Annotated in this window: 24 protein-coding genes; 12 read left to right on the top strand and 12 right to left on the bottom strand. The window is 59.6% G+C overall.

Translation table 11 applies throughout. The features are described 5' to 3' along the window. Positions 1–136 precede the first annotated feature (136 nt). Positions 137–2401, top strand: coding sequence for a hypothetical protein (locus ACIOMO_RS03375; protein WP_401238077.1), 2265 nt, complete (start codon positions 137–139; stop codon positions 2399–2401). On the opposite strand, the gene ACIOMO_RS03370 is transcribed toward ACIOMO_RS03375, so the two are convergent. The 3 genes from ACIOMO_RS03370 to ACIOMO_RS03360 form a co-directional block, all read right to left on the bottom strand. After that, complete coding sequence (locus ACIOMO_RS03370) at positions 2385–3140, bottom strand: transcriptional regulator (RefSeq protein WP_401238075.1); 756 nt, start codon at positions 3138–3140, stop codon at positions 2385–2387. The genes ACIOMO_RS03375 and ACIOMO_RS03370 overlap by 17 nt on opposite strands. Beyond that, positions 3137–3622, bottom strand: a complete 486-nt coding sequence (locus ACIOMO_RS03365) for an RNA polymerase sigma factor (protein WP_401239417.1) — start codon at positions 3620–3622, stop codon at positions 3137–3139. Before ACIOMO_RS03365 ends, ACIOMO_RS03370 begins: the two co-directional genes overlap by 4 nt. A 63-nt stretch (positions 3623–3685) precedes the next feature. Further along, entirely contained in the window at positions 3686–4219 is a 534-nt protein-coding gene (locus ACIOMO_RS03360) for a tetratricopeptide repeat protein (RefSeq protein WP_159815816.1), read from the bottom strand. 159 nt (positions 4220–4378) lie between these two features. On the opposite strand from ACIOMO_RS03360, the gene ACIOMO_RS03355 reads away from it, so the two are divergent. The 3 genes from ACIOMO_RS03355 (at position 4379) to nudC (ending at position 6994) form a co-directional block, all read left to right on the top strand. Next, positions 4379–5149: a class I SAM-dependent methyltransferase gene (locus tag ACIOMO_RS03355; protein ID WP_401238072.1), complete on the top strand. Its 771-nt coding sequence runs from the start codon at positions 4379–4381 to the stop codon at positions 5147–5149. Positions 5150–5344: 195 nt separating this feature from the next. After that, positions 5345–6157: a crotonase/enoyl-CoA hydratase family protein gene (locus ACIOMO_RS03350; protein ID WP_077572777.1), complete on the top strand. Its 813-nt coding sequence runs from the start codon at positions 5345–5347 to the stop codon at positions 6155–6157. 6 nt (positions 6158–6163) lie between these two features. Further along, on the top strand, positions 6164–6994 hold the full coding sequence (nudC, locus tag ACIOMO_RS03345; protein ID WP_159815813.1) for an NAD(+) diphosphatase: 831 nt from the start codon (positions 6164–6166) through the stop codon (positions 6992–6994). On the opposite strand, the gene ACIOMO_RS03340 is transcribed toward nudC, so the two are convergent. Then, positions 6962–7741, bottom strand: a complete 780-nt coding sequence (locus ACIOMO_RS03340; RefSeq protein WP_053120291.1) for a TSUP family transporter — start codon at positions 7739–7741, stop codon at positions 6962–6964. The two genes, nudC and ACIOMO_RS03340, sit on opposite strands and share 33 nt — an antisense overlap. A 360-nt stretch (positions 7742–8101) precedes the next feature. On the opposite strand from ACIOMO_RS03340, the gene sfnG reads away from it, so the two are divergent. Further along, positions 8102–9184, top strand: a complete 1083-nt coding sequence (sfnG, locus tag ACIOMO_RS03335; protein WP_282359333.1) for a dimethylsulfone monooxygenase SfnG — start codon at positions 8102–8104, stop codon at positions 9182–9184. A gap of 123 nt (positions 9185–9307) precedes the next feature. On the opposite strand, the gene ACIOMO_RS03330 is transcribed toward sfnG, so the two are convergent. Beyond that, positions 9308–9787 carry a DUF1348 family protein gene (locus ACIOMO_RS03330; RefSeq protein WP_401238068.1) on the bottom strand — a complete coding sequence of 160 codons (480 nt, stop codon included), beginning with the start codon at positions 9785–9787 and terminating at the stop codon, positions 9308–9310. A gap of 54 nt (positions 9788–9841) precedes the next feature. After that, on the bottom strand, positions 9842–10405 hold the full coding sequence (locus ACIOMO_RS03325) for a TetR/AcrR family transcriptional regulator (RefSeq protein ID WP_053120283.1): 564 nt from the start codon (positions 10403–10405) through the stop codon (positions 9842–9844). A 203-nt stretch (positions 10406–10608) separates the two neighbouring features. On the opposite strand from ACIOMO_RS03325, the gene pssA reads away from it, so the two are divergent. Next, positions 10609–11952 (top strand): CDP-diacylglycerol--serine O-phosphatidyltransferase, encoded by a 1344-nt coding sequence (gene pssA / locus ACIOMO_RS03320; protein ID WP_401238065.1) that lies wholly within the window; start codon positions 10609–10611, stop codon positions 11950–11952. A 123-nt stretch (positions 11953–12075) separates the two neighbouring features. On the opposite strand, the gene efeO (ACIOMO_RS03315) is transcribed toward pssA, so the two are convergent. Genes efeO (ACIOMO_RS03315) through efeU form a run of 4 tightly spaced genes read right to left on the bottom strand, consistent with a single transcriptional unit; the run spans position 12076 to position 16294 of the window. Continuing rightward, positions 12076–12900 (bottom strand): iron uptake system protein EfeO, encoded by an 825-nt coding sequence (gene efeO, locus ACIOMO_RS03315; protein ID WP_053120279.1) that lies wholly within the window; start codon positions 12898–12900, stop codon positions 12076–12078. 29 nt (positions 12901–12929) lie between these two features. Further along, positions 12930–14228 carry an iron uptake transporter deferrochelatase/peroxidase subunit gene (efeB, locus tag ACIOMO_RS03310; RefSeq protein ID WP_401238061.1) on the bottom strand — a complete coding sequence of 433 codons (1299 nt, stop codon included), beginning with the start codon at positions 14226–14228 and terminating at the stop codon, positions 12930–12932. 18 nt (positions 14229–14246) lie between these two features. Continuing rightward, positions 14247–15446 carry an iron uptake system protein EfeO gene (efeO, locus tag ACIOMO_RS03305; protein WP_401238058.1) on the bottom strand — a complete coding sequence of 400 codons (1200 nt, stop codon included), beginning with the start codon at positions 15444–15446 and terminating at the stop codon, positions 14247–14249. Positions 15447–15454: 8 nt separating this feature from the next. Continuing rightward, positions 15455–16294, bottom strand: a complete 840-nt coding sequence (efeU, locus tag ACIOMO_RS03300; protein ID WP_401238055.1) for an iron uptake transporter permease EfeU — start codon at positions 16292–16294, stop codon at positions 15455–15457. Between the two features lie 287 nt (positions 16295–16581). Here efeU and ACIOMO_RS03295 point away from each other — a divergent pair, with 287 nt between their 5' ends. The 6 genes from ACIOMO_RS03295 (at position 16582) to ACIOMO_RS03270 (ending at position 23748) form a co-directional block, all read left to right on the top strand. Beyond that, positions 16582–17598, top strand: coding sequence for an AraC family transcriptional regulator (locus ACIOMO_RS03295; protein WP_401238052.1), 1017 nt, complete (start codon positions 16582–16584; stop codon positions 17596–17598). A 336-nt stretch (positions 17599–17934) separates the two neighbouring features. Continuing rightward, positions 17935–19599, top strand: coding sequence for an AMP-binding protein (locus tag ACIOMO_RS03290; RefSeq protein ID WP_401238049.1), 1665 nt, complete (start codon positions 17935–17937; stop codon positions 19597–19599). 16 nt (positions 19600–19615) lie between these two features. Then, the gene (locus tag ACIOMO_RS03285) at positions 19616–20377 is read left to right on the top strand and encodes an SDR family NAD(P)-dependent oxidoreductase (RefSeq protein WP_053120266.1); all 762 of its coding nucleotides are present in this window, start codon (positions 19616–19618) and stop codon (positions 20375–20377) included. Positions 20378–20389: 12 nt separating this feature from the next. Further along, the gene (locus ACIOMO_RS03280; protein WP_401238045.1) at positions 20390–21583 is read left to right on the top strand and encodes an acetyl-CoA C-acyltransferase; all 1194 of its coding nucleotides are present in this window, start codon (positions 20390–20392) and stop codon (positions 21581–21583) included. A 138-nt stretch (positions 21584–21721) separates the two neighbouring features. Continuing rightward, positions 21722–22849, top strand: coding sequence for an acyl-CoA dehydrogenase (locus ACIOMO_RS03275; RefSeq protein WP_025109815.1), 1128 nt, complete (start codon positions 21722–21724; stop codon positions 22847–22849). Positions 22850–22974: 125 nt separating this feature from the next. Continuing rightward, entirely contained in the window at positions 22975–23748 is a 774-nt protein-coding gene (locus tag ACIOMO_RS03270; protein WP_401238042.1) for an enoyl-CoA hydratase, read from the top strand. Positions 23749–23835: 87 nt separating this feature from the next. Here ACIOMO_RS03270 and ACIOMO_RS03265 read toward each other — a convergent pair whose 3' ends face one another. Next, on the bottom strand, positions 23836–24987 hold the full coding sequence (locus ACIOMO_RS03265) for an acyl-CoA dehydrogenase family protein (protein ID WP_401238040.1): 1152 nt from the start codon (positions 24985–24987) through the stop codon (positions 23836–23838). A gap of 3 nt (positions 24988–24990) precedes the next feature. Beyond that, positions 24991–26097, bottom strand: coding sequence for an enoyl-CoA hydratase/isomerase family protein (locus ACIOMO_RS03260; RefSeq protein ID WP_401238038.1), 1107 nt, complete (start codon positions 26095–26097; stop codon positions 24991–24993). Between the last annotated feature and the right edge of the window lie 137 nt (positions 26098–26234).

Below are 26234 nucleotides of genomic sequence, written 5' to 3'. Positions count from 1 at the left end.
TTCCGGCGGTTGACCGCTGGGTTTTTAAACACCCCTGTCAGATCTGACAGTTGCGGCCTTTGGTGTTAGGGGATTTGATGAAAGGGACAGGTTACTGCCCTGATCAATCCCGTCTCCTCGCAAAGGACTGAAGCCGATGGCCGCGCCCACTCTCGACAAGCCTAGTGTTCCCGGTATGAAAGAACCGGTGACTGCACCGCAACCGGTCGATGGCGCGGTGCAACTGGCGCTGACTCAGCTCAATCCCGAAGGCGTGAAGGTATTCATTCAACCATCGTTGAGCACGGCGGCGGATGACTCGCTGCTGTTGCGCCTGAACGGCGCGGTGGCTGATAAAAAAATCATTACGGCAGGCGAGGAGAGTCAGCAGGCGACCCTGTTTGTGCCGGCAAAGCTCTGGAAGGACGGGGTCAATACGCTTGAATACGCCTTTGAGCGGGCCGGTGTGGAGCACGAAACTTCGCATCCATTGCTGCTTTGGTTTCACAGCAAGCGTCCAGGCGGTGTGGATTTCGATCCGGGTAACGAGGGGCACTCGGAGCTGACGCTGGAGATCGCGCAGTCCATCCGCGATGAAGGGGTGAACGCCGACCGAGCGCGCGATGGCGTCAACGTAAATGTTTTTTATCCGCTGATGAGGCCGTTCGATACGATCCTGCTCGATTGCAACGGGGTGGTTTTGAAACACGCAGTGAATCAGGCGGAGGCCGACAGCGGCCTGCCAGTGGCAATGACCATCGATGAAGCAACGTTCATTGCAGCGGGCGATCATCGGGATTTTCCGCTGAGTTACACCGTGTACGACTGTGCCGGGAACGGCCCGGACACCAACAATCCCGATTCAGCGGTGCAACATATCTATGTGAATCTCACGGGCAATTGGTACGACCCACCAATTGTCAGTGAAGATCCGAACGATGCCGAGGATGATCCGGACACAATTGATTTGAGCAAACTTGACGGCAATCCGGCCACTGCGCAGGTTTATGTGCCGCGCAGTTGGTTGAAGGACGATGCAATCCATCTGCGCTGCATCTTCCGTACCGCCGGTGGTGGCGAAGAAGCATTGACCCTGATCGAGACAATCAAAAACACGCCGTTCATGTATTCAATCCCGGTACCTCATGCGCATTTCGCCGCTGCTGCAGGCGGCAAAGCGATTTTTCACTACACACGGATGAGCGGCGGTGTCTCGCTGGACCGTTCAGAAGCGCTGACGGTCAGCATCACCGGCTCAGCGGCCTCCGACCTGAATCCGCCGACGCTGGTCGGCGCCGGCAGCGAAGTGGAACCGCTGGCATTCCCGAACGGGCTTACTGTGCGAGTGGACTACCCGGATGCACACGAAGGCGATCAGGCACGCTTGGTGGTCGAAGGTGTTTCCGGGCTGGGTTCGCCAGTGTTTGCGCCAATCAACTTCAACAAAGACAAGCAGGCAACCTTCTTGCTCAAGCCGGAGGGGATTGCTGCCAATCACGGTAAAACCATCAAGCTTTATTGGGAGTTGTTGCGTGCTGGAGGCCTTCAACCTTCAGGTGCCGTTGACGTCATCGTGCAGCCAATTGCACACGGCGACTGGCAGCTGCCAGTACCTCGTATCACCCAAGCGTTGGGTGACACGCTGGACATGGGGGCGTTTATCGGCCCGGCTGAGGCAACCTGTAAATCGTGGCCGGCGATGGCGGTCGGCCAATTGCGCTGGTTTCGCCTGATCGGGACGGATCACAGCGATAGGCCGCACGAGATTCTGATCGCCAACGGGGCCCCGGTGACGCCGGTTGAAGTGATTAGTGGTCTGGAGAATACGTTGCCCCGCGCTGAACTCGAAAAATTCAAACCGGGCAGTGCGGTCACGCTGGAGTTGAAGGTGTCTTTCGACGGAAGCAAGGACGAGAGTGCGGCCGTGACGTACAAGACGATCGACTACAAAGTCTTCGACTCTCCCGCCACGCTGCTGGAGGATTTCACCAGCGCCAGCCCGCAAGCGGTGAAAGAGGGAGGCGTCATGGAAACGTCCAACCTCAAATTCACTTTCCAGTCAGGCGACGGCGAATGCGCAATCATGCAGCGTTGCGACATCGGCGAATCATTCCTCGGCCAGATCGAAGGCCAAGTGCTGAGCATTGGTCGCGATGCGTTTGGTCCGAAACCGGTCGTCGTAGAACTGGAATTGAAAAAGGCCTGTTCAAAAATCGGCTTCTATCATGTGAGTGTCAACTTCGGTGACAGCTTTGCGGAATATTTCGCCGCTGACGGAGCGTTGCTCGGCAGCCAATTCCTCGGGGCTTCATACAGCACTCCGGTAGGGGTTGCGTTAGCCGCAGCGGGAATCAAGTTCATCAAGATTACCTGTCCGACCGGAGACTGGTTCAGCCTCGACAACATTAGAGTCGAGTATTGATCAGTGACTTGGCCATGCCCGCCAGTTCGGAGGACGGGTTGTAACCGATGAGCATCCAGGCGTGTTCGCGTTCGGTCCAATAAACGACGTTCATGTTGTGCCGGTGTTCCTGCGCGATTGGCCGACTGCCGCTGTTCGATCGCGTCACACACAGCGCCAGCGGCCCGTATTTGGCGTCAAGATAGACGATCTGCGCGATCGGCACGCCGTCGTATTCGAGCACTTGCGCACGCCTGAATTCGGCGCCGGGCAGCTTCAGTTTTGCCGTTGAAAGATTCAGCCCCAAGCGCTTGTCTACGGTCTGCAGTTGCGCCCGTTGCGCAGCGTCGTCGGTGGGCAGGTGCGCGAGCGTTTGCGGCACGTACAGCGCCATGTAGTCACTGACCAGTTCACGCCAGTTGTGCGATTGTTTCGCTTGCCAACCGAGCACCAGGCGGTCAGCCAGTACGCCTGCGCCGACAAGCGCTGCCGCCGCCGCGCCGATGAACCAGCGTCGACTTATTCCCGGACGTTCTGGCGACGCGATCGCATCAAGCCGCGCCTGCAAACGCTCCATCGGTGCTTGTTGTGCGAGTTCGTCGTAGGCGTTTTTGTACGGCAGGTTGCTGCGGGCGAGCCATTGCACGCGCAGATTTAGCAGCGAGTCTTCAGCAACGGCATCGTCGAGTTCACGCCGATAGTCCGCGTCGAGTTCATCGTCCAGATAGGCGACGAGTTGCTCATCCGAAGGCGTGTTCATGGGCGATCTCCTTCGGTGGCTTTCGGTACGGCTTGCAGCGGCGGATATTCGGCGAGTTTCAGCCGCGCGGTGGCGAGGCGGCTCATCACCGTGCCAATCGGCACTTGCAGGATCTCGGCGACTTCGCGGTAAGACAATCCTTCGACGTAGGCCAGATACACGGTTTCGCGCTGGGTTTCGGGCAACGCATCTACGCGGCGAATCACTTGCGCAGCCATCACATGCGTCTGCGCCGAGTACTCGCCATCAAACGCCAGTTGCCCGTCGGCATCGACCTGGCCGGCGCCGTTGCGCACCCGACGCGCGCGCACTTCATTGAGCCAGATCGAATGCAGAATGCTCAACAGCCAGCGATCCATGCGCGTGCCCGCCGCGTATTGAGCAGAACGCTCCAGTGCCCGCACACACGTCGCCTGCACCAGATCCTCGGCGACATGCCGATTGCGCGACAGCAGCAAACCGTAGCGCCACAATCGCGCCAGATGCTGTCCGAGTTCCGCTCTGAATGCCTGATCGCTGACGATGATGGCCTCCGCTGTGATAGGTCAGGTTTTTGATGAGTCGTTGATGGCTTGCGCCAGATCCTGATATTCCTCGCAGGACGTGCCGCAAATCGATTTGATCTGCTGCAACTGTTCTTGCGCCAGGTCGACGCGGCCTTTGATCACATAGGCTTCGCCGAGGTATTCGCGCACTTGCGCGTACTGCGGATCGAGTTTCACCGATTGCAGGTAATAGCCGATGCCTTCGTCGGTGCGCCCCAATTTGCGCGTGGCGTAACCGCGATAGTTGAGGGCTTTGGCGGTGTTCGGTTGTTGCAGTGTGTCGAGCAGTGCCAGCGCCTCTTCGTAGCGCCCGTCCTTGGCCAGTCGATAGGCGTAGTCGGTGCGATCGGCGTCCGGCAACAGGCTGCTGGTTTGCAGCACGCATTTTTGCGACTTGCTGTCCCAGACCTGGCCTTTCGGGCATTCGGGCTTCTTCACCGGCTCGTCTTCATCACCGTTGGCGAAGGCCAAATGGCTGGACATCGCGGCGACCAGCAGCAACGGGGCGGCGAACATAACGGAACGGATAGTCATGGGCAAGGCTCCACAGGAGGTTATGTTTCACTTTGAACACCACAGCGTGAAATTTTATTCATTGCTTTGTCAGTGACTGTTCAAGTGAGGCACAAATTCCGGCGCTATGCTCGTGAGCGTCTGCCGTTGATCCGAAGCTTTGCCATATAGGGGACTGCCATGAACGATCAGCTCCATCACGCCACTGGCGGCTACAAAACCGCTGCCGATACCTACGTCAAAGGACGCCCGGATTACCCGCCTCAAGTCAGCGACTGGCTGAGCGCAACGCTGGGGCTGGATAATCACCAAACCGTGATCGATCTGGGCGCCGGTACCGGCAAGTTCACTGGCCGGTTGCTAGCGACGGGCGCGCAGGTGATTGCCGTTGAACCGGTGGCGCAGATGCTGGAAAAACTCGCCGATGCCTGGCCGCAGGTGCTGGCTGTACACGGCACGGCGACGGACTTGCCCTTGCCGGATGCCTCGGTGGATGTGGTGGTCTGTGCGCAGGCGTTTCATTGGTTTGCCAGTGCAGAGGCGCTGACGGAAATCGCTCGGGTACTTAAGCCCGGCGGCAGGCTCGGGTTGATCTGGAACCTGCGTGATACGCGAGTCAGTTGGGTGCCGAAGCTGGACGCGATCGTCAATGCGCTGGAGGGCGATACGCCGCGTTACTACACCGGTGAATGGCGCAAGGCGTTTCCGCATCCGGCGTTTGGGCCGTTGCAGGTGCAACAGTTTCACAATGGGCATACCGGGTCGGCGGAGGATGTCTTGTTTAACCGCGTGCGTTCGACCAGTTTCATTGCCGCGTTGCCGCAGGCACAGCGTGCCAGGGTGGATGAGCAGATTCGCGCGTTGATCCAGTCTGAGCCGGAGCTGCGGGGCCGGGATGTGGTGACGGTTCCCTACGAAACCGCAGCCTTCGTGACGCGCAAGTCCCCGTAGGAGCTGCCGCAGGCTGCGATCTTTTGATTTTGTATTTTCATAAACAACAGCAAAAGATCGCAGCCTGCGGCAGCTCCTACGGGGTGGAGGGTTGCAGTACATCTCTTCAAGTCAGTCCCGCATTTGTCCGAACCGCCACCGTGATGCCTTGTTATAGTTCGGGCCTCATTTTCTGCCCGGTAAAGGATCACTGCCATGACTCAATACTCCGCCTTCAGCGTCGAACTGGCCGACAACATCGCCCATGTGCAGATCAATCGCCCGGAAAAGATCAATTCGATGAACGCGGCGTTCTGGAGCGAGATCGTCGAGATCTTCCAATGGATCGACGACACCGACGAAGTGCGCGTGGTGGTGCTCAGCGGCAACGGTAAACATTTCTCCTCGGGCATCGATTTGATGATGCTCGCCGGCGTCGCCAATGAACTGGGCAAGGACGTCGGCCGCAACGCGCGCCTGCTGCGCCGCAAAATCCTCACCCTGCAAGCCTCGTTCAACGCCGTCGACAACTGCCGAAAACCGGTGCTCGCGGCGATTCAGGGTTACTGCCTGGGTGGCGCGATCGACCTGATCGCTGCCTGCGACATGCGTTACGCCGCCGAAGACGCGCAATTCTCGATCAAGGAAATCGATATCGGCATGGCCGCCGATGTTGGCACTTTGCAACGGTTGCCACGGATCATCGGTGACGGCATGCTGCGTGAGCTGGCCTACACCGGTCGCACCTTCGGCGCTGACGAGGCGCGCAGCATTGGCCTGGTCAATCGCGTTTACAGCGATAAAGACGCGCTGCTCGAAGGCGTGCTCGACATCGCTCGCGAAATCGCCTCGAAGTCGCCGATTGCGGTCACCGGCACCAAGGAAATGATCAGCTACATGCGCGACCATCGCATCGACGACGGCCTCGAATACGTTGCCACCTGGAATGCCGCCATGCTGCAATCCACCGACTTGCGCGTGGCCATGGCCGCCCATATGAGCAAACAGAAACCCGAATTCCTGGACTGAGAAACCATGACAGCTCGCTGGACCACTGCAGTACTCGACACCGATCAACCGGGCGGCTGGGCCGTGGCGCGCAGCCCGGAAGGCTTTCTGTTCGATGACAACGGCGCGCTGTTCCCCCGGGAATGGCTCAAGCGTCAGGACTTGTCAGTCCTCACCGAGCACGGCATTGGCCATCTCGACGGCGAGCCGGTGTATCTGTTGGAGTTGCGCAGCGCCAGCGAGGTGCCGGGGTGCATCTGGAAAGGTCTGCGGGCGTTCATGCTTGAGGGCGATCACACGATCTACAAAGTGCTCGGTTACGCCGCGCAGATTGGCACTTGGGCGCGCGAGCATCGATTCTGCGGAAACTGCGGACAGGCGATGACGCAAGTGCCGCGCGAGCGGGCGATGTATTGCCAGCCATGCGATCTGCGCAGCTATCCGCGCATTTCGCCGAGCATGATCGTGCTGATCACTCGCGGCGACGAGATTCTGCTGGCGCGCTCACCGCGTTTCGTCACCGGGGTCTACAGCACGCTGGCCGGGTTTGCCGAGCCGGGCGAGTCGGCGGAAGAATGCCTGATTCGGGAAGTGCGCGAAGAAGTGCAGATCGAGGTGAAGAACATCGAGTATCTGGGCAGCCAGTGCTGGCCGTTCCCGCATTCGATGATGCTCGGCTTCCATGCCGAATACGCGGGGGGCGAGATTGTCTGTCAGGAAGACGAGATCGAGGACGCCCAATGGTTCAACGTGCACGACCTGCCGCCGTTGCCGGCGTCCAAGTCGATTGCCCGTTACCTGATCGACGTCTACGTGGCGCGGCGCTTAGGCCACGCTGAACCAGTGCTGCCAGGCTAGGCGCACGGTCAGACCCAGCACCACGGTGATGAACACCGGGCGAATGAATTTGGCGCCGCCGCTGATCGCGGTGCGCGCACCAAAGAACGCGCCGACCATCACCGACAGGCCCATGCTCAGGCCGATGATCCAGTCCACCTGCCCGGAAAACACGAACACCGACAGCGCCGCAATGTTGCTGACGAAGTTCATGCTGCGCGCCACGCCGCTGGCCTTGACCAGATCGATCGGGTACAGCAGCAGGCTGCTCACCGTCCAGAACGCGCCGGTACCGGGGCCGGCGACACCGTCGTAGAAACCGAGGCTGAAGCCTTGGGTCGATTGCCATTTCTTTTTGATCGGCGCGTCGCTGTCCAGCGGTGCTTTTGGCGTGCCGCCGAACAACAGGTACAGGCCGCAAGCGAAGACGATCACCGGGAGCATCTTGTTCAGCCATTCAGCCGGCAGGTAATGGGCGACGACGGCACCGGTCAATGCGCCGACCAGTGTGCCGACAATGGCGTGAACCCATTGCCGTGGATGGAACAACTTGCGGCGGTAGAAGGTGAAACTGGCGGTCGCCGAGCCGAATGTTGAACTGAGTTTGTTGGTGCCCAGCACCAAGTGTGGCGGCAGGCCAGCGGTCAGCAGCGCGGGTGTGGTCAACAGACCGCCACCGCCGGCGATGGCGTCGATGAAACCGGCAACGAAAGCGACAAGGGCGAGAATCGCCAGGGTGGTGAGGTCAACGCTGAGTTCGAAGGGCATGGAATCGGCTTATTCGGCAGGGCGCAGAACGGGAGCTGCGGGGAGGGCGGTTATGTTACCTGTATCCAACTGTTGCGGCGACCCATCGGACGCCTTCGCGAGCAGGCTCGCTCCCACAGTTTCTGGGTTGTTCGCAATATCGATATTCACTACAAATCCCCTGTGGGAGCGAGACTGCTCGCGAAGGCGGCTTTCCAGCCACTGCAAAATCTACTGTTGCCCACTCAACAGCCAGCCAACAAATTCCCCCTCTACAAAACATCTACTCCACGCTAAACATCAATAAAACCAGGCATTCCAACCCTGGCACACTTGCTGCTCTACCTCTCCCATCTCCCAAAACATCCCGAGGACACGCCAATGAGCCAGCAACCCGTCAAATTTGCCTACTGGGTGCCAAACGTCAGCGGTGGGCTGGTGGTCAGCAAGATCGAACAGCGCACCGATTGGGGCATCGACTACAACCGCAAACTGGCACAAATCGCCGAAGCCGCCGGGTTTGAATACGCGCTGACGCAAATCCGCTTCACCGCCGGTTACGGCGCCGAGTTCCAGCATGAGTCGGTTGCGTTCAGTCATGCACTGCTGGCCGCGACGACCAAGCTCAAAGTCATCGCCGCGCTCCTGCCCGGCCCGTGGCAACCGGCGCTCGCGGCGAAACAACTGGCGACCATCGATCAACTCACCAACGGCCGCATCGCGGTGAACATCGTCAGCGGCTGGTTCAAAGGCGAGTTTCAGGCGATTGGCGAGCACTGGCTGGAGCACGACGAACGTTATCGCCGTTCCGAAGAATTCATTCGCTGCCTGCGCGGTGTGTGGAGTCAGGACAACTTCACCTTTCGCGGCGACTTCTACCGTTTCGACCATTACAGCCTGAAACCGAAACCGCTGGGGCGGCCGGAAATCTTTCAGGGCGGCAGTTCCCGCGCCGCGCGAGACATGGCCGCGCGGGTGTCGGACTGGTATTTCACCAACGGCAACAGCGTCGAAGGAATCAAGGCGCAGGTTGACGATATTCGTGCCAAATCAGCGGCGAATAATCATTCGGTGAAGATTGGCGTCAATGCGTTCGTGATTGCCCGCGACACCGAAGAAGAAGCGCGAGCGGTGTTGGCGCAGATCATCGATCAGGCCGATCCGCAAGCGGTGAACGCGTTTGGCGATGCGGCGAAACAGGCGGGCAGAGCGTCGCCGGAGGGTGAAGGCAACTGGGCGAAATCAACGTTCGAGGATCTGGTGCAGTACAACGATGGCTTCAAGACCAATTTGATTGGTACGCCGTTACAGATCGCCGAGCGGATCGTAGCGTTGAAAGCGGTGGGTGTGGATCTGGTGCTGGCGGGGTTTCTGCACTTTCAGGAAGAAGTGGAATATTTCGGTGAGCGGGTGTTGCCGCTAGTGCGCGAACTCGAATCCGAAAAAACCGCCGCCGTTGCCTGAACACTGAAAAGCCAGTGTGGGAGCGAGCCTGCTCGCGAATACGGTGTGTCAGCAACAACTGTACTGACTGACTCGACGCCTTCGCGAGCAGGCTCGCTCCCACACTTTGATCTGCGTTCTGGCTTAGAGGCCCAGGTCGGACAGGCTTGGGTGATCATCCGGGCGGCGGCCCAGTGGCCAGCGGAATTTGCGTTCGCTCTCTTTAATCGGCAGGTCATTGATGCACGCATAGCGCTGGAACATCAGGCCTTGCTCATCAAACTCCCAGTTCTCGTTGCCGTAAGAACGGAACCAGTTGCCCGAATCGTCGTGCCATTCATAGGCGTAACGCACCGCGATGCGCGTGTCGGAGTAGGCCCAGAGTTCTTTGATCAAGCGGTAATCCAGCTCTTTCGCCCACTTGCGCGTCAGGAAGGCTTTGGCTGCTTCGCGGTTGTCGGCGAACTCGGCGCGGTTGCGCCATTTGGTGTCGAGGGTGTAGGCCAGCGAGACCTTTTCCGGATCGCGGGAATTCCAGCCATCTTCGGCCAGACGCACTTTCTCGATCGCCGACTCGCGGTTGAAGGGTGGCAATGGCGGACGTACTTGCGCTGCAGTAGACATATCAGACTCCCGATAGGGTTTGCGGTTTAACAACAAGTCCGGCTTATAAAGGCATTACAGATCCAACAACTTTCGCGCCATGTTTTGCGCGTTATCGGCGGCGCTGTGATCGCCCATCACCCGCGCTACGGTAATGGCGCCATCAATCAGGATCAGCAGCTGTCTCGCCAGTTGCTGCGGATCCGCGACACCCTGTTCGGTACATAGCTCAACCACGTAGTCGAGCAGCTTCTGTTTGTGTTCCTTGGCGATCAGACGCACCGGATTCTGTGGATCACCGGTTTCGCCGCTGGTGTTGATGAAGGCGCAACCACGGAAACCTTCCGAGGCGAACCACTCCTTGAGCACGGTAAACAGGTTGAGTAGGCGATCGGCCGGGGTTTCGGCTTGATCAACGGCGTTTCGGTACCAGTGCATCCAGCGAATGTCGCGGCGTTGCAGAGCGGCGGCGACCAGTTGGTCTTTGTCCGCAAAATAACGGTAGATGCTTTTTCTCGAGACGCCGGCGGTTTTCACCAGGAGATCCATGCTGGTGGCAGCGATGCCACTTTTGTAGATCAGTTTTTCGGTGACGTCGAGGATAATGTCGCGGGTTTCGGTATTGATTGGTTCGTTCATGTGGCTGACAGTAGAACGGGCGTTCTCCTTTTGCAATTGTTTTTTAAGTCAAAAGATCGCAGCCTTCGGCAGCTCCTACACGGGCCAATGTAGGAGCTGCCGAAGGCTGCGATCTTTTGATCTGTTTGAGGGCTCTAACAAGACCCGAAGGATGCGATGGTGTAAGCTCTCGGGTTCTTCGGATTCGACCCATTGCGAGCCCTATGCCGTTGCTTTTCAAACGTTCCTTGCTGCCCAAACTGCGCAGCTTTCCGCTGACCGCCGAGGCCGTGACCATTCTGTCCGGCGCCGCCGAGTTCCGTCGTTGCCTGCTGGAAAAAATCGCCACGGCGACCCAGCGCATCTACATCGTTGCGCTGTATCTGCAGCAAGACGAAGCCGGTCAGGAAATTCTCGATGCTCTCCACGCCGCCAAGCTCAAACGTCCTGAGCTGGAAATCGCCGTGGTCGTCGACTGGCTGCGCGCTCAGCGCGGGCTGATCGGTGCCGGCAAGCAGCCGGGCAACTCCGCGTGGTACCAGGAAATGACCCGCACGCACCAGAGCGAAGTGCCGGTGTACGGCGTGCCGGTGCAGACCCGCGAACTGTTCGGCGTCCTGCATTTGAAGGGCTTCGTGATCGACGATTGCGTGGTCTACAGCGGTGCGAGCCTGAACAACGTTTACCTGCACAAGTTCGACAAGTATCGTTTCGACCGTTACCACGTGCTGCAAAGCCATGAACTGGCTGACTCGATGCATCACTTGGTCAAACACGGTTTGATCGAATCAAAAGCTGTGCATCGCCTCGACCTGCCGAACCTGCCGACTACGCGCAGTTTGCGCAATGACATCGGAGATCTGCGCAGCCGCCTCAAATATGCAACGTACGACACGGCCACTGGCAGCACCGCCAGAGACGGTCTGTCGGTGACACCGTTGCTCGGCGTCGGCAAGAACAACCCGCTGAACCGGGCGATTCTCGAACTGATCGCCAGCGCGCAACAACAGCTGACCATCTGCACGCCATACTTCAACTTGCCGCTGGGCGTGATCCGCGAGATCAACCGCGCATTGGCGCGGGGCGTGAAGATCGACATCGTGGTCGGCGACAAGACCGCCAACGACTTCTACATCCCGCCGAGCGAGCCGTTCAAGGTGATTGCGGCGCTGCCGTATCTGTACGAGATCAGCCTGCGCCGCTTTGCCAAACGGCATCAGCGCAATATCGACAGCGGCCAATTGAACTTGCACTTGTGGCGTGATGGCGACAACACCTATCACCTCAAGGGTATGTGGGTTGATCAGCGTTATACGTTGTTGACCGGCAACAACCTTAATCCACGGGCGTTCCGTCTGGATCTGGAAAACGCGCTGCTGATTGAAGACCCGAAAGGCGAGTGGCTGGAACCACGGGCGAAGGAGCTGGAAGAGATTTTCCGCCATACCACGCGGATCGACAGCTTTCAGAATCTTGAGACGTTGCCGGAGTATCCGGGCGCGGTGGCGAAGTTTCTCAAGCGCGTGAGTCGGGTGCGGATTGAGCGGTTGCTGTACCGGATTTTGTAAGGTTTTACATTTGTCGTGGTCATGCAGCCGCTATCGCGAGCAGGCTCACTCCTACAGGGGAACGCATTCCAAATGTAGGAGTGAGCCTGCTCGCGATGGGGCCTTGCTAGCCGCTACAAAAAATCAATTCAGACCGAGCTTCCCACGCAACGTGGACAGGTCTTCAGCCAACGTATTCACCGGCCCGACCAGCGCTTTACGATCGTTATCCTTCACCTTGTCATACGTCTCGAACCCACCATCCTTGGTCTTGTACTTGGCCAGAATCTTGTCGACCGTGGCGAAGTTTTTGTCGACCTTCGCGATGAACGCCTTGTCCTGCTTCTCGATCTGCGGACGGAACAAATCGACGATTTTCTTCGCGCCGTCGATGTTGCCCTGGAAGTCATACAGATCAGTGTGGCTGTAGCGATCTTCCTCGCCGGAAATCTTGGTTGCAGCGACTTCTTCCAGCAACGCAGCAGCGCCACCCACGACTTTCTCAGGCGGGAAGGTCAGGCCGGCGACGCGGGTTTGCAGGTCTTTGACGTCGCTGTTGAGCTTGTCTGCCAGCTCGTTCAGGCCCTGGGTGCTTTTCTCCGAGAACAGCGTGTACTCGATGCGGTGAAAACCGGTGAAGTCATCAGCCTTCACGCCTTTCTCGTGGTCGTCGACGCGCGAATCGATGGACGCATCGAGGTCACTGAACAGCTCGGCAATCGGCTCGATCGACTCGTAGTAAACGCGGGTCGGGGCGTAGAGCTTTTGCGCGGTGGCCAGGTCGCCTTTCTTCACCGCATCGGTGAATTGTTGGGTGTGGCTGCCCAGCTCATCGAGTTGCTCGGTGACGTAAATCTTGTAGTCCGACACCGGCCCGACCAGATCCAGCGGCGCTGTCGCGGCGAACGCCGACAGCGGGGTGTTGAGCAAACCAAGGGTCAGCAATAACGCGAGTGGCGTCTTCTTCATGGGGGCGGCTCCAGTGTTGAATGTTGTTTTTAGGCAGCGGTTTTGGGTTGTGTGGCGTTGAGCAGCGAGCGACCGATGAAATCCTTGTCGCCCGTAACACCCGGGAGGGTGAAGAAGTAACCGCCGCCGACCGGTTTGAGGTATTCCTCAAGCGGTTCGCCGTTGAGGCGGGTCTGCACGGTGATGAAGCCTTTTTCCAGATCGGCCTGGTAACAGATGAACAGCAGGCCCATGTCAAGCTGGCCGTTCTTGTTGACGCCGTTGGAATAGTTGAACGGCCGACGCAGGATCAGGTTGGCCTGGCTCGCGGCGGTGCGCGGGTTGGCCAAGCGAATGTGCGCGTCGAGTTTGGTCAGCTTGCCTTCCGGGTCTTTGTGATAGTCCGGGACTTCAGTTTCGTGTTTGCCACCGATAGGCGCGCCGGAGGTTTTCACCCGGCCAAGGATGCTTTCCTGTTCCTGCAACGGCGTGCGATCCCAGCGCTCGACGAAGTTGCGGATGATCCGCACCGCTTGATAACTGCCATGCGCGGCCCAGGCCGGCTCATCTCTGCCCGGTTGCACCCAGACGATGTTGTCCATGGCTTTCGCATCGTTGGAATTCGGGTTGGCCGAGCCGTCGCGAAAACCAAGAAAGTTGCGCGCCGATTGCGCCGGCACACCCGGTTTCGACGGGGCTTGCGGCGGCACGCTGCCTTCCTGTTTCCAACGCACCAGCAGCAGATCGGGCAGGTTTTTGACGATGTCGCGCAGGGCGTGAATATTGGTGTCGGTGGTGTTCGAGCAGAACTGCAAACTCAGATCGCCGTGGCAGCAATCGGCCTCCAGCGCATCGTTGGGGAAACCGACCATGCGTTGCAGGCGCTTGGGCTTGGCATCGGCCAGACCGAAGCGCTCGTCGAACAGCGATTCGCCGACGGAAACGGTGATGGTCAGGTTGTCCGGCGTCACGTTCGGGCCGAGGATGCCGGAGTCCGGTGGCGGCAACTTCGGATCGATTTGCTCAACCGGGCCGCCCTTCATCAGGAAGGCGATGCGCTCGTTGAGGGTGCGGAACAGTCGCTCAAGGTCTTCGCGATCACTGGCCAACACGTCGAACGAAACGAGCATGCCCGACGCCGGGCGCGGGGTGACGATGCCGGTCTGGTGGACGCCGTGGAAATCGTGGCGGTCTTCGGTTTTGTCGCTGCTCGGCGCTTCGGTGACTTGCGCCGGCGCGGCGGCCATGGCCGGGCAGCTCAGGGCTGAGCCGGCGAGGGCGACACCGGCGGCGCCCATGCCCATCAGGACACGGCGACGTTGCAAGTTGAGGGGTTCCAAATCTTTCATCGCGAATTCGTCTTCTGCTTACAGGCCGGAGAGGCCGAGGGCGGGATCAATGCCATCAAGCGCGTCGGCCAGAGCCTGGGCCTTGTCGGCGATCTGCTTGCGTTGTTCGCCGCTGACGGAGTCGTAGCTGGCGTAGCCGTCCTTGATCTTGTAGCTGTTGAGTTGTGTGTCGAAGTCCGCCAGTGCCTTGTCGATTTTCGGCAGCAGGTCAGCGGCTGACTTGCTCAGCATTGGCCGCAGCAGATCGACGACTTTGTGCGCGGTTTCGGCATTCGCAGCAAAACCGTTGAGATCGCTGTGGCTGTAGCGTTCCTCTTCACCGCTGGCGGCGCGCACGTCGGCCAAGGTGTTGAGGTTGCGCACGACGATGTTCACCAGTTGCTCCGGTGGCAGCGATTGCGCGAGCAGTTGCTGTTTGAGCGCGGTGACGTCGCTGAGCAGGCGTTGGCCTATTGGCGCCAGTTCATCGAGTTTGCGCTGTTGGAACAGGCCGAATTCGAGGCGATGGAAGCCGACGAAGGCCGGATCCTGTTCGCGGTTTTCGAAATAATCGGCGCGGGCGTTGATGCTGTTGTCCAGCTCGGCCAGGCGTTGAGCGGCCGGGGCCAGACGCTGATAAGCCGCACGGGCCGGCAGGTACAACGCCTGAGCCTGATTCAAATCACCGCTTTCAATCGCTTGATTGAGCGCGGTCACGGCTTTGATCAGCACGCTGCTCTGGCTGGCCAGATAAACGCGGAATTCCGACAACGGCCCGACGAAAGCCACCATCGACGGCTTGGCTTTCGCGGCCGCATCAGAGGCGGCAGTCGGCGTGACGTGCAAGGTGCCGCGCGGGTTGCTCAGCAGGCCGCAGGTAATCGCGTAATCGCCCGGTTGCAGATTGGCGTTGATCACCTGGCTAAGGCCCGGCGCGATGTTCTCGCGCTCTTCGACAACCAGCACGCCGTCGAGAATTTCCCATTCCACCGCGCGGTCGGAGCGGTTGACGATACGGAAGCTGGCGCGGCCGGCCGGTACGGTCAGCGCATTCGGTTCGCAACTGCCCGGATGGATATTCACCACCACTTCATCGTGATTGTGCTGACGCTTGGCCGCAGCCATTTTCGAGGCGTACCAGAACAGGCCACCGGCGGCGATCATGATGACCACCGAACCGGCCACCGCCCAGCGCAAGGCGCGGGGAGGGGAGGCCTGAGGAGTATTAGGCTTTGACATGGATGCCCTTATTGGCTGGAAACGGAAGACGATTGCGCGGCGGGTTTGGGCGCGGGGAGAAAGAACATCACCAGCGCCACCAGCAGATAAAGCAGATAGGCACCGAGGGTGCTGACGGTCGGTGCATCCTGATAACCGAACATGCCGGCCAGCACCGAGCCCAACGGGCCATCCATCGGCAGCGTCGCGCTGAAGTCGAACAGCACGGTTTGCAGGTGATTCCACAGCCCGGCTTCATGCAGCGCCTGCACCGAGTTGGCGAGAATCCCGGCGGCAACCACCAGAATGAACAGGCCGGTCCACTTGAAAAACGCCGAAAGATTGAGGCGCATGCTGCCGCTGTAGATCAGGACGCCAACGATGATCGCCAGGATCAGGCCGAGCAGGGCACCGATCGGCGCGCCCGGGCCTTCGCTCTGCTGGAACACCGCGAGCAGGAAGAACACCGTTTCCAGACCTTCGCGGGCCACGGCAAAGAAGACCATGGCGATCAGCGCAATGACCTGATGCTTCGAAGAAGTCAGCGCGTGATCGAGTGAGGCTTGCAGCGAATGCTTGATCGAACGAGCAACTTTGCGCATCCAGAACACCATCGAACTGAGAATCCCCACGGCGACCAGCCCGACGATGCCTTCAAACAGTTCCTGCTGCTTTTGCGGGAATTCGGCGCTGACCAGTTCCAGACCACCACCAACCAGCAGGGCGAGGGCGGCGGCAAGGAAAACGCCGATCCACACGGCAGGCATCCACTGGCCACGGCCGGTTTGCTGGAGGTAACTGGCGATGATGCCAACGATCAGCGCGGCTTCAATGCCTTCGCGCAGCATGATCAGAAAAGGAACGAGCATTAGGTGTCCAACGAATCATTCTGAGGGGTTACAAGTTGTAACATAATGACAACCATTCTCACATGACAATCATTGACACAAACCTGAACAGAAGCTGAACAAAGTAAAGAACAACCATTCTCATGCGGGTGACACCGGAACTTTGTAGGAGCTGCCGAAGGCTGCGATCTTTTGATCTTGGTTTTGAAAATCAAAAGTCGCAGCCTTCGGCAGCTCCTACATAGGGTTTCGTGTGGCCTGAGGTAAGATGCGTGTCATCGAAAAAACAACAGGAATACGCGCGCTCCATGTCGGAAAAAGACACCATCGCCGTTCAACTGGTGCGTGAAGCGCTGCTGCAAAGTTGCGCCCCGGGCGTGGCCACGGAAGAGGTCTTGAACAAGGTCGGGATTGATCCGGCGCTGCTGCAAACCGACCACGGTCGGGTGCCGGCCTCGCAATACGCCAAACTCTGGCGCCTGCTGGCCCGGCGCGGTGACGACGAATTTTTTGGCATGGATCCGCGCCGGCTCAAGTCCGGCAGTCTGGAATTCCTTTGTCGCAGCGCCATGGCGCAACCCACGCTGGCAGCGGGTTTGAGTACGGGTTTGAGTTTTCTCTCGCTGATGCTGGAGCGCATGCCAGCGCAGTTGGTGCACCAGCAGAGCCTCGCGGAGATTGTGCTGCTTGAGAGTGACCCCGAACCGCGTCGCGCCTTCACCTATTTCACTTACTGGATGATCGTCCACGGCGTCGCCTGCTGGCTGGCGGGGCGGCGGATTCCGATTCTAGCGATCGAATTGCGTTGCGCTGAGCCAGATTTCACCGATGACTATCGGGTGATGTTTTCCGAGAACCTGCGTTTCGATCGACCGCGCACGCGGATGATCTTCTCGGCGGATTGCCTCGATCTGCCGATCAAGCGGTCTGCCGAAGAGCTGAAACGCTTTCTGGCCCATGCGCCGGCGAACATTCTGGTGAAGTACCGCGATCCCGAGAGCCTGGCGAGTCGGATCAAGCAGGATCTGCGAGAGTTGCCGGCCGAGCAGTGGCCGGAAACCGAGGCCCTGGCGCAGCAATTGTGCATGTCGGCCTCGACCTTGCGCCGAAGACTGGCCGAGGAAGGGCAGACGTATCAGGGGCTCAAGGACAGCGTGCGCAAGGAATTGGCGATTGTCTGGCTGGCGGAGCCTTCGATCAGTTTTGTTGAGATTGCGAGTCGGTTGGGGTTTGCCGATGCGAGTTCGTTTTATAAGGCGTTTCGGAAGTGGTCGGGGTCGAATCCGGGGCACTATCGGACGCTGATTTTGAATGAGATTGTCTGACCCGGCCCTATCGCGAGCAGGCTCACTCCCACAGGGGAATGCATTTCAAATTGTGGGAGCGAGCCTGCTCGCGAAAGCGCCAGTCCATGATGATCGTTCCCACGCTCCGCGTGGGAATGCCTCTAGGGACGCTCCGCGTTCCGGTTCTGAGGTGGACGCAGAGCGTCCGCGGCCGCATTCCCACGCAGAGCGTGGGAACGATCGGTGTAGCAAGGCATGGCCAAACCAGTCAGCCACTTTGATGGCTTTGACCATTGCCCCAACCCCCGCACAGCGCGACTATCCCTCTGTTGTTTACGGTTCCCAGCCTAATAAAAACACAGAGGGATTCTGGCAATGCGCGATTACTTGTCTGCCACCGCACAGTTCAACTATCAGCACACCGTGGAAGCCGCGCTCAGCGGTACGCTGGAGGCGCTCAACGCCTGCGTCGAATGCTGCGACCGCCACGCCTTGCCCGGGCGTATTGCGCTGTTCTGGGAAGGTCGCGACGGCGCCAGTGCGACATACACCTTCAGCGACCTGCAGGACAAAGCTGCGCGTTTCGCCAATTTCCTTCTCGCCCAAGGCGTGCAGAAGGGTGACAAAGTCGCCGGCCTGCTGCCGCGCAACATCGAATTGCTCATCACCGTGCTCGCCACCTGGCGCATCGGCGCGGTTTATCAACCGCTGTTCACCGCGTTCGGCCCGAAAGCCCTCGAACATCGCCTGAACAGCTCCGGCGCCAAAGTCGTAGTCACTGATGCTCTCAACCGGCCGAAACTCACTGAAGTCGCCGATTGCCCAACCCTTGTCACTGTCGGCGGCGCCAAAGGCCAGGGCATCGTCCGTGGCGATTTCAGTTTTTGGGCCGAACTCGCCAATTATTCCAACCTCTGCGAGCCAGTGCTGCTGACCGGTGAAGACCCGTTCCTGCTGATGTTCACTTCGGGCACCACCGGCCCATCGAAAGCACTCTCAGTACCACTCAAAGCCATCGTCGCGTTCCAGAGCTACACCCGCGATGCCGTCGATCTGCGCCCGGAAGATGCATTCTGGAACGTTGCCGATCCGGGCTGGGCCTACGGCATTTATTTCGGCGTCACCGGCCCGTTGTCGATGGGCCACCCGATCACTTTTTACGATGGCCCATTCACCCTCGAAAGTACCTGCCGGGTCATCAATAAATACGGCATCACCAACCTCACCGGTTCGCCGACGGCCTATCGTCTGCTGATTGCCGGCGGTGACGAGTTCGCCAAGTCGATCAAGGGCAAATTGCGCATCGTCAGCAGCGCCGGCGAGCCGCTGAACCCGGAGGTGATCCGCTGGTTCGCCGACAACCTCGGCGTGGTTATTCACGATCACTACGGCCAGACCGAATTGGGCATGGTGCTGTGCAACCACCACGGCCTCGACCACGCGGTACACATCGGCGCTGCCGGTTTCGCCTCGCCGGGCCATCGCATCGTCGTACTCGATGATCAGTACCACGAACTCGGTGTCGGCCAGCCCGGCATCCTCGCCATCGACCGTCCGCAATCACCGATGTGCTGGTTCGGTGGCTACGAAGGCGCGCCGACCAAGGCCTTCGTCGGCGATTACTACTTGAGTGGCGACACCGTGGAATGGAACACGGACGGCAGCATCAGTTTCGTCGGCCGCAGCGATGACGTGATCACCACCTCAGGCTATCGCGTTGGCCCGTTCGACGTCGAAAGCGCACTGATTGAGCACCCGGCGGTGGTCGAAGCGGCGGTGGTCGGCAAACCGGATCCGGAGCGCACCGAGCTGGTCAAAGCTTTTGTCGTGTTGAGTGCGCAATACCGCGCCGCGCCGGAGCTGGCCGAGGAACTACGGCAACATGTTCGCAAGCGTCTGGCGGCGCATTCGTACCCGCGTGAAATCGAATTTGTCAGCGAATTGCCCAAGACCCCGAGCGGCAAATTGCAGCGCTTTATCTTGCGCAACCAGGAAATCGCCAAGGCTCAAGAGGCCGCGGCGCATAACGTTTCAGCTTGAATCAGGAAAGACAGTCATGCAGATCGAGAACAAGGTTTTTATCGTCACCGGCGGTGCGTCTGGCCTAGGCGCGGCCACCGCTGAATTGCTGGTGAATGCCGGCGCCAAAGTGATGCTGGTGGACATGAACGCCGAGGCGGTTGCCGCTCAGGCTCAGCGTCTGGGCGCGCAAAGTGTGGTGGCTGACATCAGCAACGAAGCCGCCGCCGAAGCTGCTGTGCAAGCGACCGTCGCCGCGTTTGGCAGCCTCAATGGTCTGGTCAACTGCGCCGGCATCGTGCGTGGCGAGAAAATCCTCGGCAAGAACGGCCCGCATGCGTTGAGCAGCTTCGCGCAAGTGATCAACGTCAACCTGATCGGTAGCTTCAACATGCTGCGTCTGGCCGCTGCGGCGATTGCCGAATCCGAAGCCAATGCCGACGGCGAACGCGGCGTGATCATCAACACCGCCTCGGTCGCAGCGTTCGACGGCCAGATCGGTCAGGCAGCTTACGCCGCATCCAAAGGCGCAATCGCCAGTCTGACTCTGCCCGCCGCCCGTGAACTGGCGCGCTTCGGCATCCGCGTGATGACCATCGCCCCGGGCATTTTCGAAACCCCGATGATGGCCGGCATGACCCCGGAAGTCCGCGACTCGCTGGCCGCCGGCGTACCGTTCCCGCCGCGTCTGGGCAAGCCTGCCGAATACGCTGCACTGGTTCGGCATATCATCGAAAACAGCATGCTCAACGGCGAGGTGATCCGTCTCGACGGTGCCTTGCGCATGGCCGCCAAGTAAGGAGGATTTGTCATGACTATTTCCAACGATCCGATTGTTATCGTCAGCGCCGTGCGCACACCGATGGGCGGTTTTCAGGGCGAACTGAAAAGCCTCACCGCGCCGCAACTCGGTGCGGCGGCGATCAAGGCTGCGGTTGAACGCGCCGGTGTTGCCAGTGATGCGGTCGATGAAGTGCTGTTTGGTTGCGTGTTGCCGGCCGGCCTCGGTCAGGCGCCCGCGCGTCAGGCTGCGCTGGGCGCCGGGCTGGACAAGTCGACCCGTTGCACCACCGTCAACAAGATGTGCGGTTCGGGCATGGAGACCACCATTCTCGCTCACGACATGCTGGTCGCCGGCAGTGCCGATGTGGTGATCGCGGGTGGCATGGAGAGCATGTCCAACTCGCCGTATCTGCTGGATCGTGCTCGCGCCGGCTACCGCATGGGCCATGGTCGCGTGCTCGACTCGATGTTCCTTGATGGCCTCGAAGACGCTTACGACAAGGGCCGCTTGATGGGCACCTTCGCCGAGGATTGCGCCAAGACTAACCATTTCAGTCGCGAGGCGCAGGACGCTTTTGCCATTGCCTCGACCACTCGCGCACAGCAGGCGATTCAGGACGGCAGCTTCAAGGACGAAATCGTCCCGCTGACTGTGACCGTCGGCAAAGAGCAGGTGCTGATCAGCAACGACGAACAGCCACCGAAAGCCAAACTGGACAAGATTGCCTCGCTGAAACCGGCGTTCCGCGAAGGTGGCACGGTGACGGCGGCGAACTCCAGCTCGATTTCTGATGGCGCGGCGGCGTTGGTGCTGATGCGTCAATCGCAGGCGCAGAAGCTGGGGTTGAAACCGCTGGCGGTGATTCATGGTCATGCTGCATTCGCCGACACCCCCGGCTTGTTCCCGGTGGCGCCGATTGGGGCAATCAAGAAGTTGATCAAGAAGACCGGTTGGTCGTTGGGTGATGTCGATTTGTTCGAAGTGAACGAAGCGTTTGCCGTGGTTGGCATGGCGGCGATGACGCACCTGGAAATCCCGCATGACAAGTTGAATGTGCATGGCGGTGCGTGTGCGCTCGGCCATCCGATCGGTGCTTCCGGTGCGCGGATTCTGGTGACGTTGCTCTCGGCCCTGCGCCAGCGAAACCTCAAACGCGGCATCGCCGCGATCTGCATTGGCGGCGGTGAAGCCACGGCCATGGCCGTGGAATGCCTCTACTAAACACACCACCCCTGTAGGAGCTGCCGCAGGCTGCGATCTTTTGACTTTGATTTTTGGAAAACAAAAGCAAGATCAAAAGATCGTAGCCTGCGGCAGCTCCTACAAGGGATTGTGGAAACCCGGATTTAAGGATTCACCATGATTCCCAACGAAGACCAGACCCAGATCCGCGACATGGCCCGGCAGTTCGCCGAGGAACGCCTCAAGCCGTTCGCCGCCGAGTGGGATCGCGAGCACCGTTTCCCCAAGGAAGCCATCGGCGAAATGGCCGAGCTGGGCTTCTTCGGCATGCTCGTGCCGGAGCAGTGGGGCGGTTGCGACACCGGCTACCTGGCCTACGCCATGGCCCTGGAAGAAATCGCTGCCGGTGACGGTGCCTGCTCGACGATCATGAGCGTGCACAACTCGGTCGGCTGTGTGCCGATCCTCAAGTTCGGCAACGACGATCAGCGCGAACGCTTCCTCAAACCGCTGGCCAGCGGCGCCATGCTCGGTGCCTTCGCGCTGACCGAACCGCAGGCCGGTTCCGACGCCAGCAGCCTGAAAACCCGTGCGCGGCTGGAGGGCGATCACTACGTGCTGAACGGCTGCAAACAGTTCATCACGTCCGGGCAGAACGCTGGGATTGTCATCGTCTTCGCCGTCACCGATCCGAGCGCCGGCAAGCGCGGCATCAGCGCGTTTATCGTGCCGACCGATTCGCCGGGCTACAAAGTTGCGCGGGTCGAAGACAAGCTCGGCCAGCACGCCTCCGACACCTGCCAGATTCTTTTCGAAGACGTGAAGGTGCCGGTGGCCAACCGTTTGGGCGAGGAGGGCGAGGGCTACAAAATCGCTCTGGCCAATCTTGAGGGCGGTCGCGTCGGCATCGCTTCGCAATCGGTGGGCATGGCCCGTGCCGCATTTGAAGCCGCGCGTGATTACGCCCGCGAACGTGACACCTTCGGCAAGCCGATCATCGAACATCAAGCCGTCGCATTCCGCCTCGCCGACATGGCCACGCAAATTGCCGTCGCCCGGCAGATGGTGCATTACGCGGCGGCCCTGCGTGACAGCGGCCAGCCGGCACTGGTCGAGGCGTCGATGGCCAAACTGTTCGCTTCGGAAATGGCCGAGAAGGTCTGCTCGATGGCATTGCAAACCCTCGGCGGTTACGGTTATCTCAACGACTTCCCGCTGGAACGTATCTACCGCGACGTGCGCGTCTGCCAGATCTACGAAGGCACCAGCGACATTCAGCGCATGGTCATCTCCCGTAACCTATAAACCCCACCCCGTGTGTAGGAGCTGACGAGTGCAACGAGGCTGCGATCTTTTGATCTTGAAAACCAAAGTCAAAAGATCGCAGCCTGCGGCAGCTCCTACACGGGGAATGAATGAGGAGTTATGTAATGAGCTACGAAACGATTCTGCTGGAAAACCATGGCCGTGTTGGCCTGATTACCCTCAACCGTCCGCAGGCGCTGAACGCCCTGAACGCGCAACTTGTCAGCGAAGTGAACCAGGCGCTGGATACGCTGGAAGCGGACGCGAACATCGGTTGCATCGTTATCACCGGTTCGAAAAAGGCTTTCGCCGCCGGTGCCGACATCAAGGAAATGGCTGAGCTGACCTACCCGCAGATCTATATGGACGACCTGTTCAGCGACAGCGATCGCGTGGCCAACCGCCGCAAGCCGATCATTGCCGCCGTCAACGGTTTTGCCCTCGGCGGTGGCTGTGAACTGGCGCTGATGTGCGACTTCATTCTGGCCGGCGACAACGCCAAGTTCGGTCAACCGGAAATCAACCTCGGCGTGCTGCCGGGCATGGGCGGCACCCAGCGTTTGACCCGCGCAGTCGGCAAAGCCAAAGCCATGGAAATGTGCCTGAGCGGGCGCTTGATTGATGCGGTCGAGGCTGAGCGTTGCGGGATTGTCGCGCGGATTGTGCCGAGTGATGAACTGCTGGATGAAGCGCTGAAAGTCGCTGCGGTGATTGCGAGCAAGTCGTTGCCGATTGCGATGATGGTCAAGGAGAGTGTCAACCGTGCCTTTGAAGTGAACCTGACGGAAGGCGTGCGTTTTGAGCGTCGGGTGTTCCATGCGGCGTTTGCGACGCAGGATCAGAAAGAAGGGATGGCGGCGTTTGTGGCCAAGCGTGCGCCGGAGTTCAAGGGCAAATAGCGCAGATCAAAAGATCGCAGCCTTCGGCAGCTCCTACAGGAAACGCGTTCCAATGTAGGAGCTGCCGAAGGCTGCGATCTTTTGCCGTTAAAGTTGATAGTTCTTCAAATCCCGCGCAATCACCATCCGCTGAATCTCGCTCGACCCTTCATAAATCTGGGTAATCCGCGCATCGCGGTAGTATTTCTCGACCGGATAATCTTCCAGATACCCATACCCGCCATGAATCTGAATCGCCGACGAACAGACCTTCTCGGCCATTTCCGAAGCAAACAACTTGGCCTGCGAAGCCTCCGATAAACACGGTTTCCCCGCCGAACGAAGTCGTGCCGCGTGCAAGATCATCAGCCGTGCCGCGTTGATCTGCATGTGCATGTCCGCAAGCATATTGGCGATGCTCTGGTGTTCGATGATCGGCTTGTCGAACTGCACGCGATCCTTCGAATAGGCCAACGCCGCTTCAAACGCCGCACGGGCAATGCCCAATGCCTGAGCCGCGATGCCGATACGTCCACCCTCAAGGTTGGACAGGGCAATCGCCAGACCTTTGCCACGCTCACCGAGCAGATTGGCCTCGGGAATGCTGCAATTGTTCAGCGTCACCGCGCAGGTGTCCGACGCACGAATGCCCATCTTGTGTTCAGTGCGATCCACGATAAAACCAGCGGTATCGGTCGGCACCAGAAACGCCGAGATGCCTTTCTTGCCCAGCTCCGGATCCGTCACTGCAAACACAATCGCCAGTTTCGCCCGCTTGCCGTTGCTGACAAATTGCTTGGCGCCGTTGATCACCCACTGGCCGTCACGCAATTCAGCGCGGGTGCGCAGGTTGTGCGCTTCGGAGCCGGCCTGCGGTTCGGTCAGGCAGAAGCAGCCGATGGTTTTGCCACTGGCCAGATCCGCCAGCCAGGTTTGCTTTTGTGCTTCGCTGCCGTAGTTGAGCACCGGGCCGCAGCCAACCGAGTTGTGGATGCTCATGAACGCGCCGGTCGCGCCGTCGCCAGCGGAAATCTCTTCCACCGCCAAGGCATAAGCAACGTAGTCGACGTAGGTGCCGCCCCATTCTTCGGGAACGACCATGCCGAGCAAACCGAGCTCGCCCATCTTCGCCACGAGCGCATCGTCGATCCAGCCAGCCTTTTCCCACGCTTGTGCGTGCGGCGCGATTTCGCCACGGGCAAAGTCGCGGGCCATGTCGCGGATCATCACTTGTTCTTCAGTCAGTTCGAGATCGTGCATGGCTCAGCTCCCGCTCTCATCAAAACCGTGAAAGAAACTCGCGACGTGCGCAGCGTCCAGCGCGGCGAGGGTCGGCGGGTTCCAGCGTGGTGACTTGTCTTTGTCGATCAGCAGGGCGCGTACGCCTTCAATCAGGTCGCCACGGGCGAACCACTGACGATCGAGATGCAGCTCCAGGGCGAAGCAATTTTCCAGGCTGAGGTGGCGACCACGACGGAGCATTTCCAGGGTGACGGCCATGGCCAGCGGCGAGCGGGTTTCCAGCAGATCAGCCGTGATGGTTGCCCATTCATGGCTGTCGGCAACGGTCACCGCGCACAATTGCTCGACCATGCTTGGCACGTCGGGCAGGGAAAAGAAGTGATCGATCGCTGGGCGAAGTTTTTCGAGCGGTGCGTCGGGCAGGGTTTGCACGCCGTGTTTGGCCAGCAGGTTTTGCAGCGATTTGAGCGGCGTGTCCTGCCATTCCATCGCGTCTAGTTTTTCGTCGAGGAGTGCGAGTTTGCTGCTGTCCAGATACCAGTCAGCCAAGCCGCAATACAGCGCATCGGCGGCGCGAATCTGCACGCCGCTGACGCCCAGATAAATCCCCAGTTCACCGGGAATCCGAGGCAGGAAATAGCTGCCGCCCACGTCCGGGAAATAACCGATGGCCACTTCCGGCATCGCCAGACGGCTCTTCTCGGTGACCACGCGCAGATCCGCGCCTTGCACCAGGCCCATGCCGCCGCCGAGGACAAAACCGTCCATCAAGGCCAGCACCGGTTTGCGGTAGTGATGAATCGTCAGGTCGAGGGCGTATTCCTCGACGAAGAAATCTTCGTGCAACGTGTCGCCGCTTTTGAAACTGTCGTACAGGGAACGAATGTCGCCGCCGGCGCAGAAGGCTTTTTCGCCGGCACCGCGCAACACAACGGCGTGGACGTCGGCATCGGTCGCCCAGGCGTCGAGCTGCTGTTGCAGCAGGCGCACCATGTCGAGGGTGATGGCGTTGAGGCCGGCGGGGCGGTTGAGGGTCAGGTGCCCGATGTGGTTGCGAACCTCGGCCAGCACTTCGTTTTGCGTGGCATCCATGGACTGAGTCCGCGGGGATGAAGCCTGAGCTGTCATCAGTAACTCCCTGCTTTTATTGTCTTTATTCGAGAAGCTCGCGCGCGAGCGTTACCGGATCGTAACAGTGCAAATTTGCCATGTACAACGGGGATATGTGCAGGGGCTGTCTGCGTTTTTGCCTTAACACACGATCC

Origin of the sequence: Pseudomonas sp. NPDC087804, from assembly GCF_044742965.1 — a bacterium.
Classification (GTDB): domain Bacteria; phylum Pseudomonadota; class Gammaproteobacteria; order Pseudomonadales; family Pseudomonadaceae; genus Aquipseudomonas; species Aquipseudomonas rustica.
This window is presented reverse-complemented; position numbering and strand designations above follow the sequence as displayed.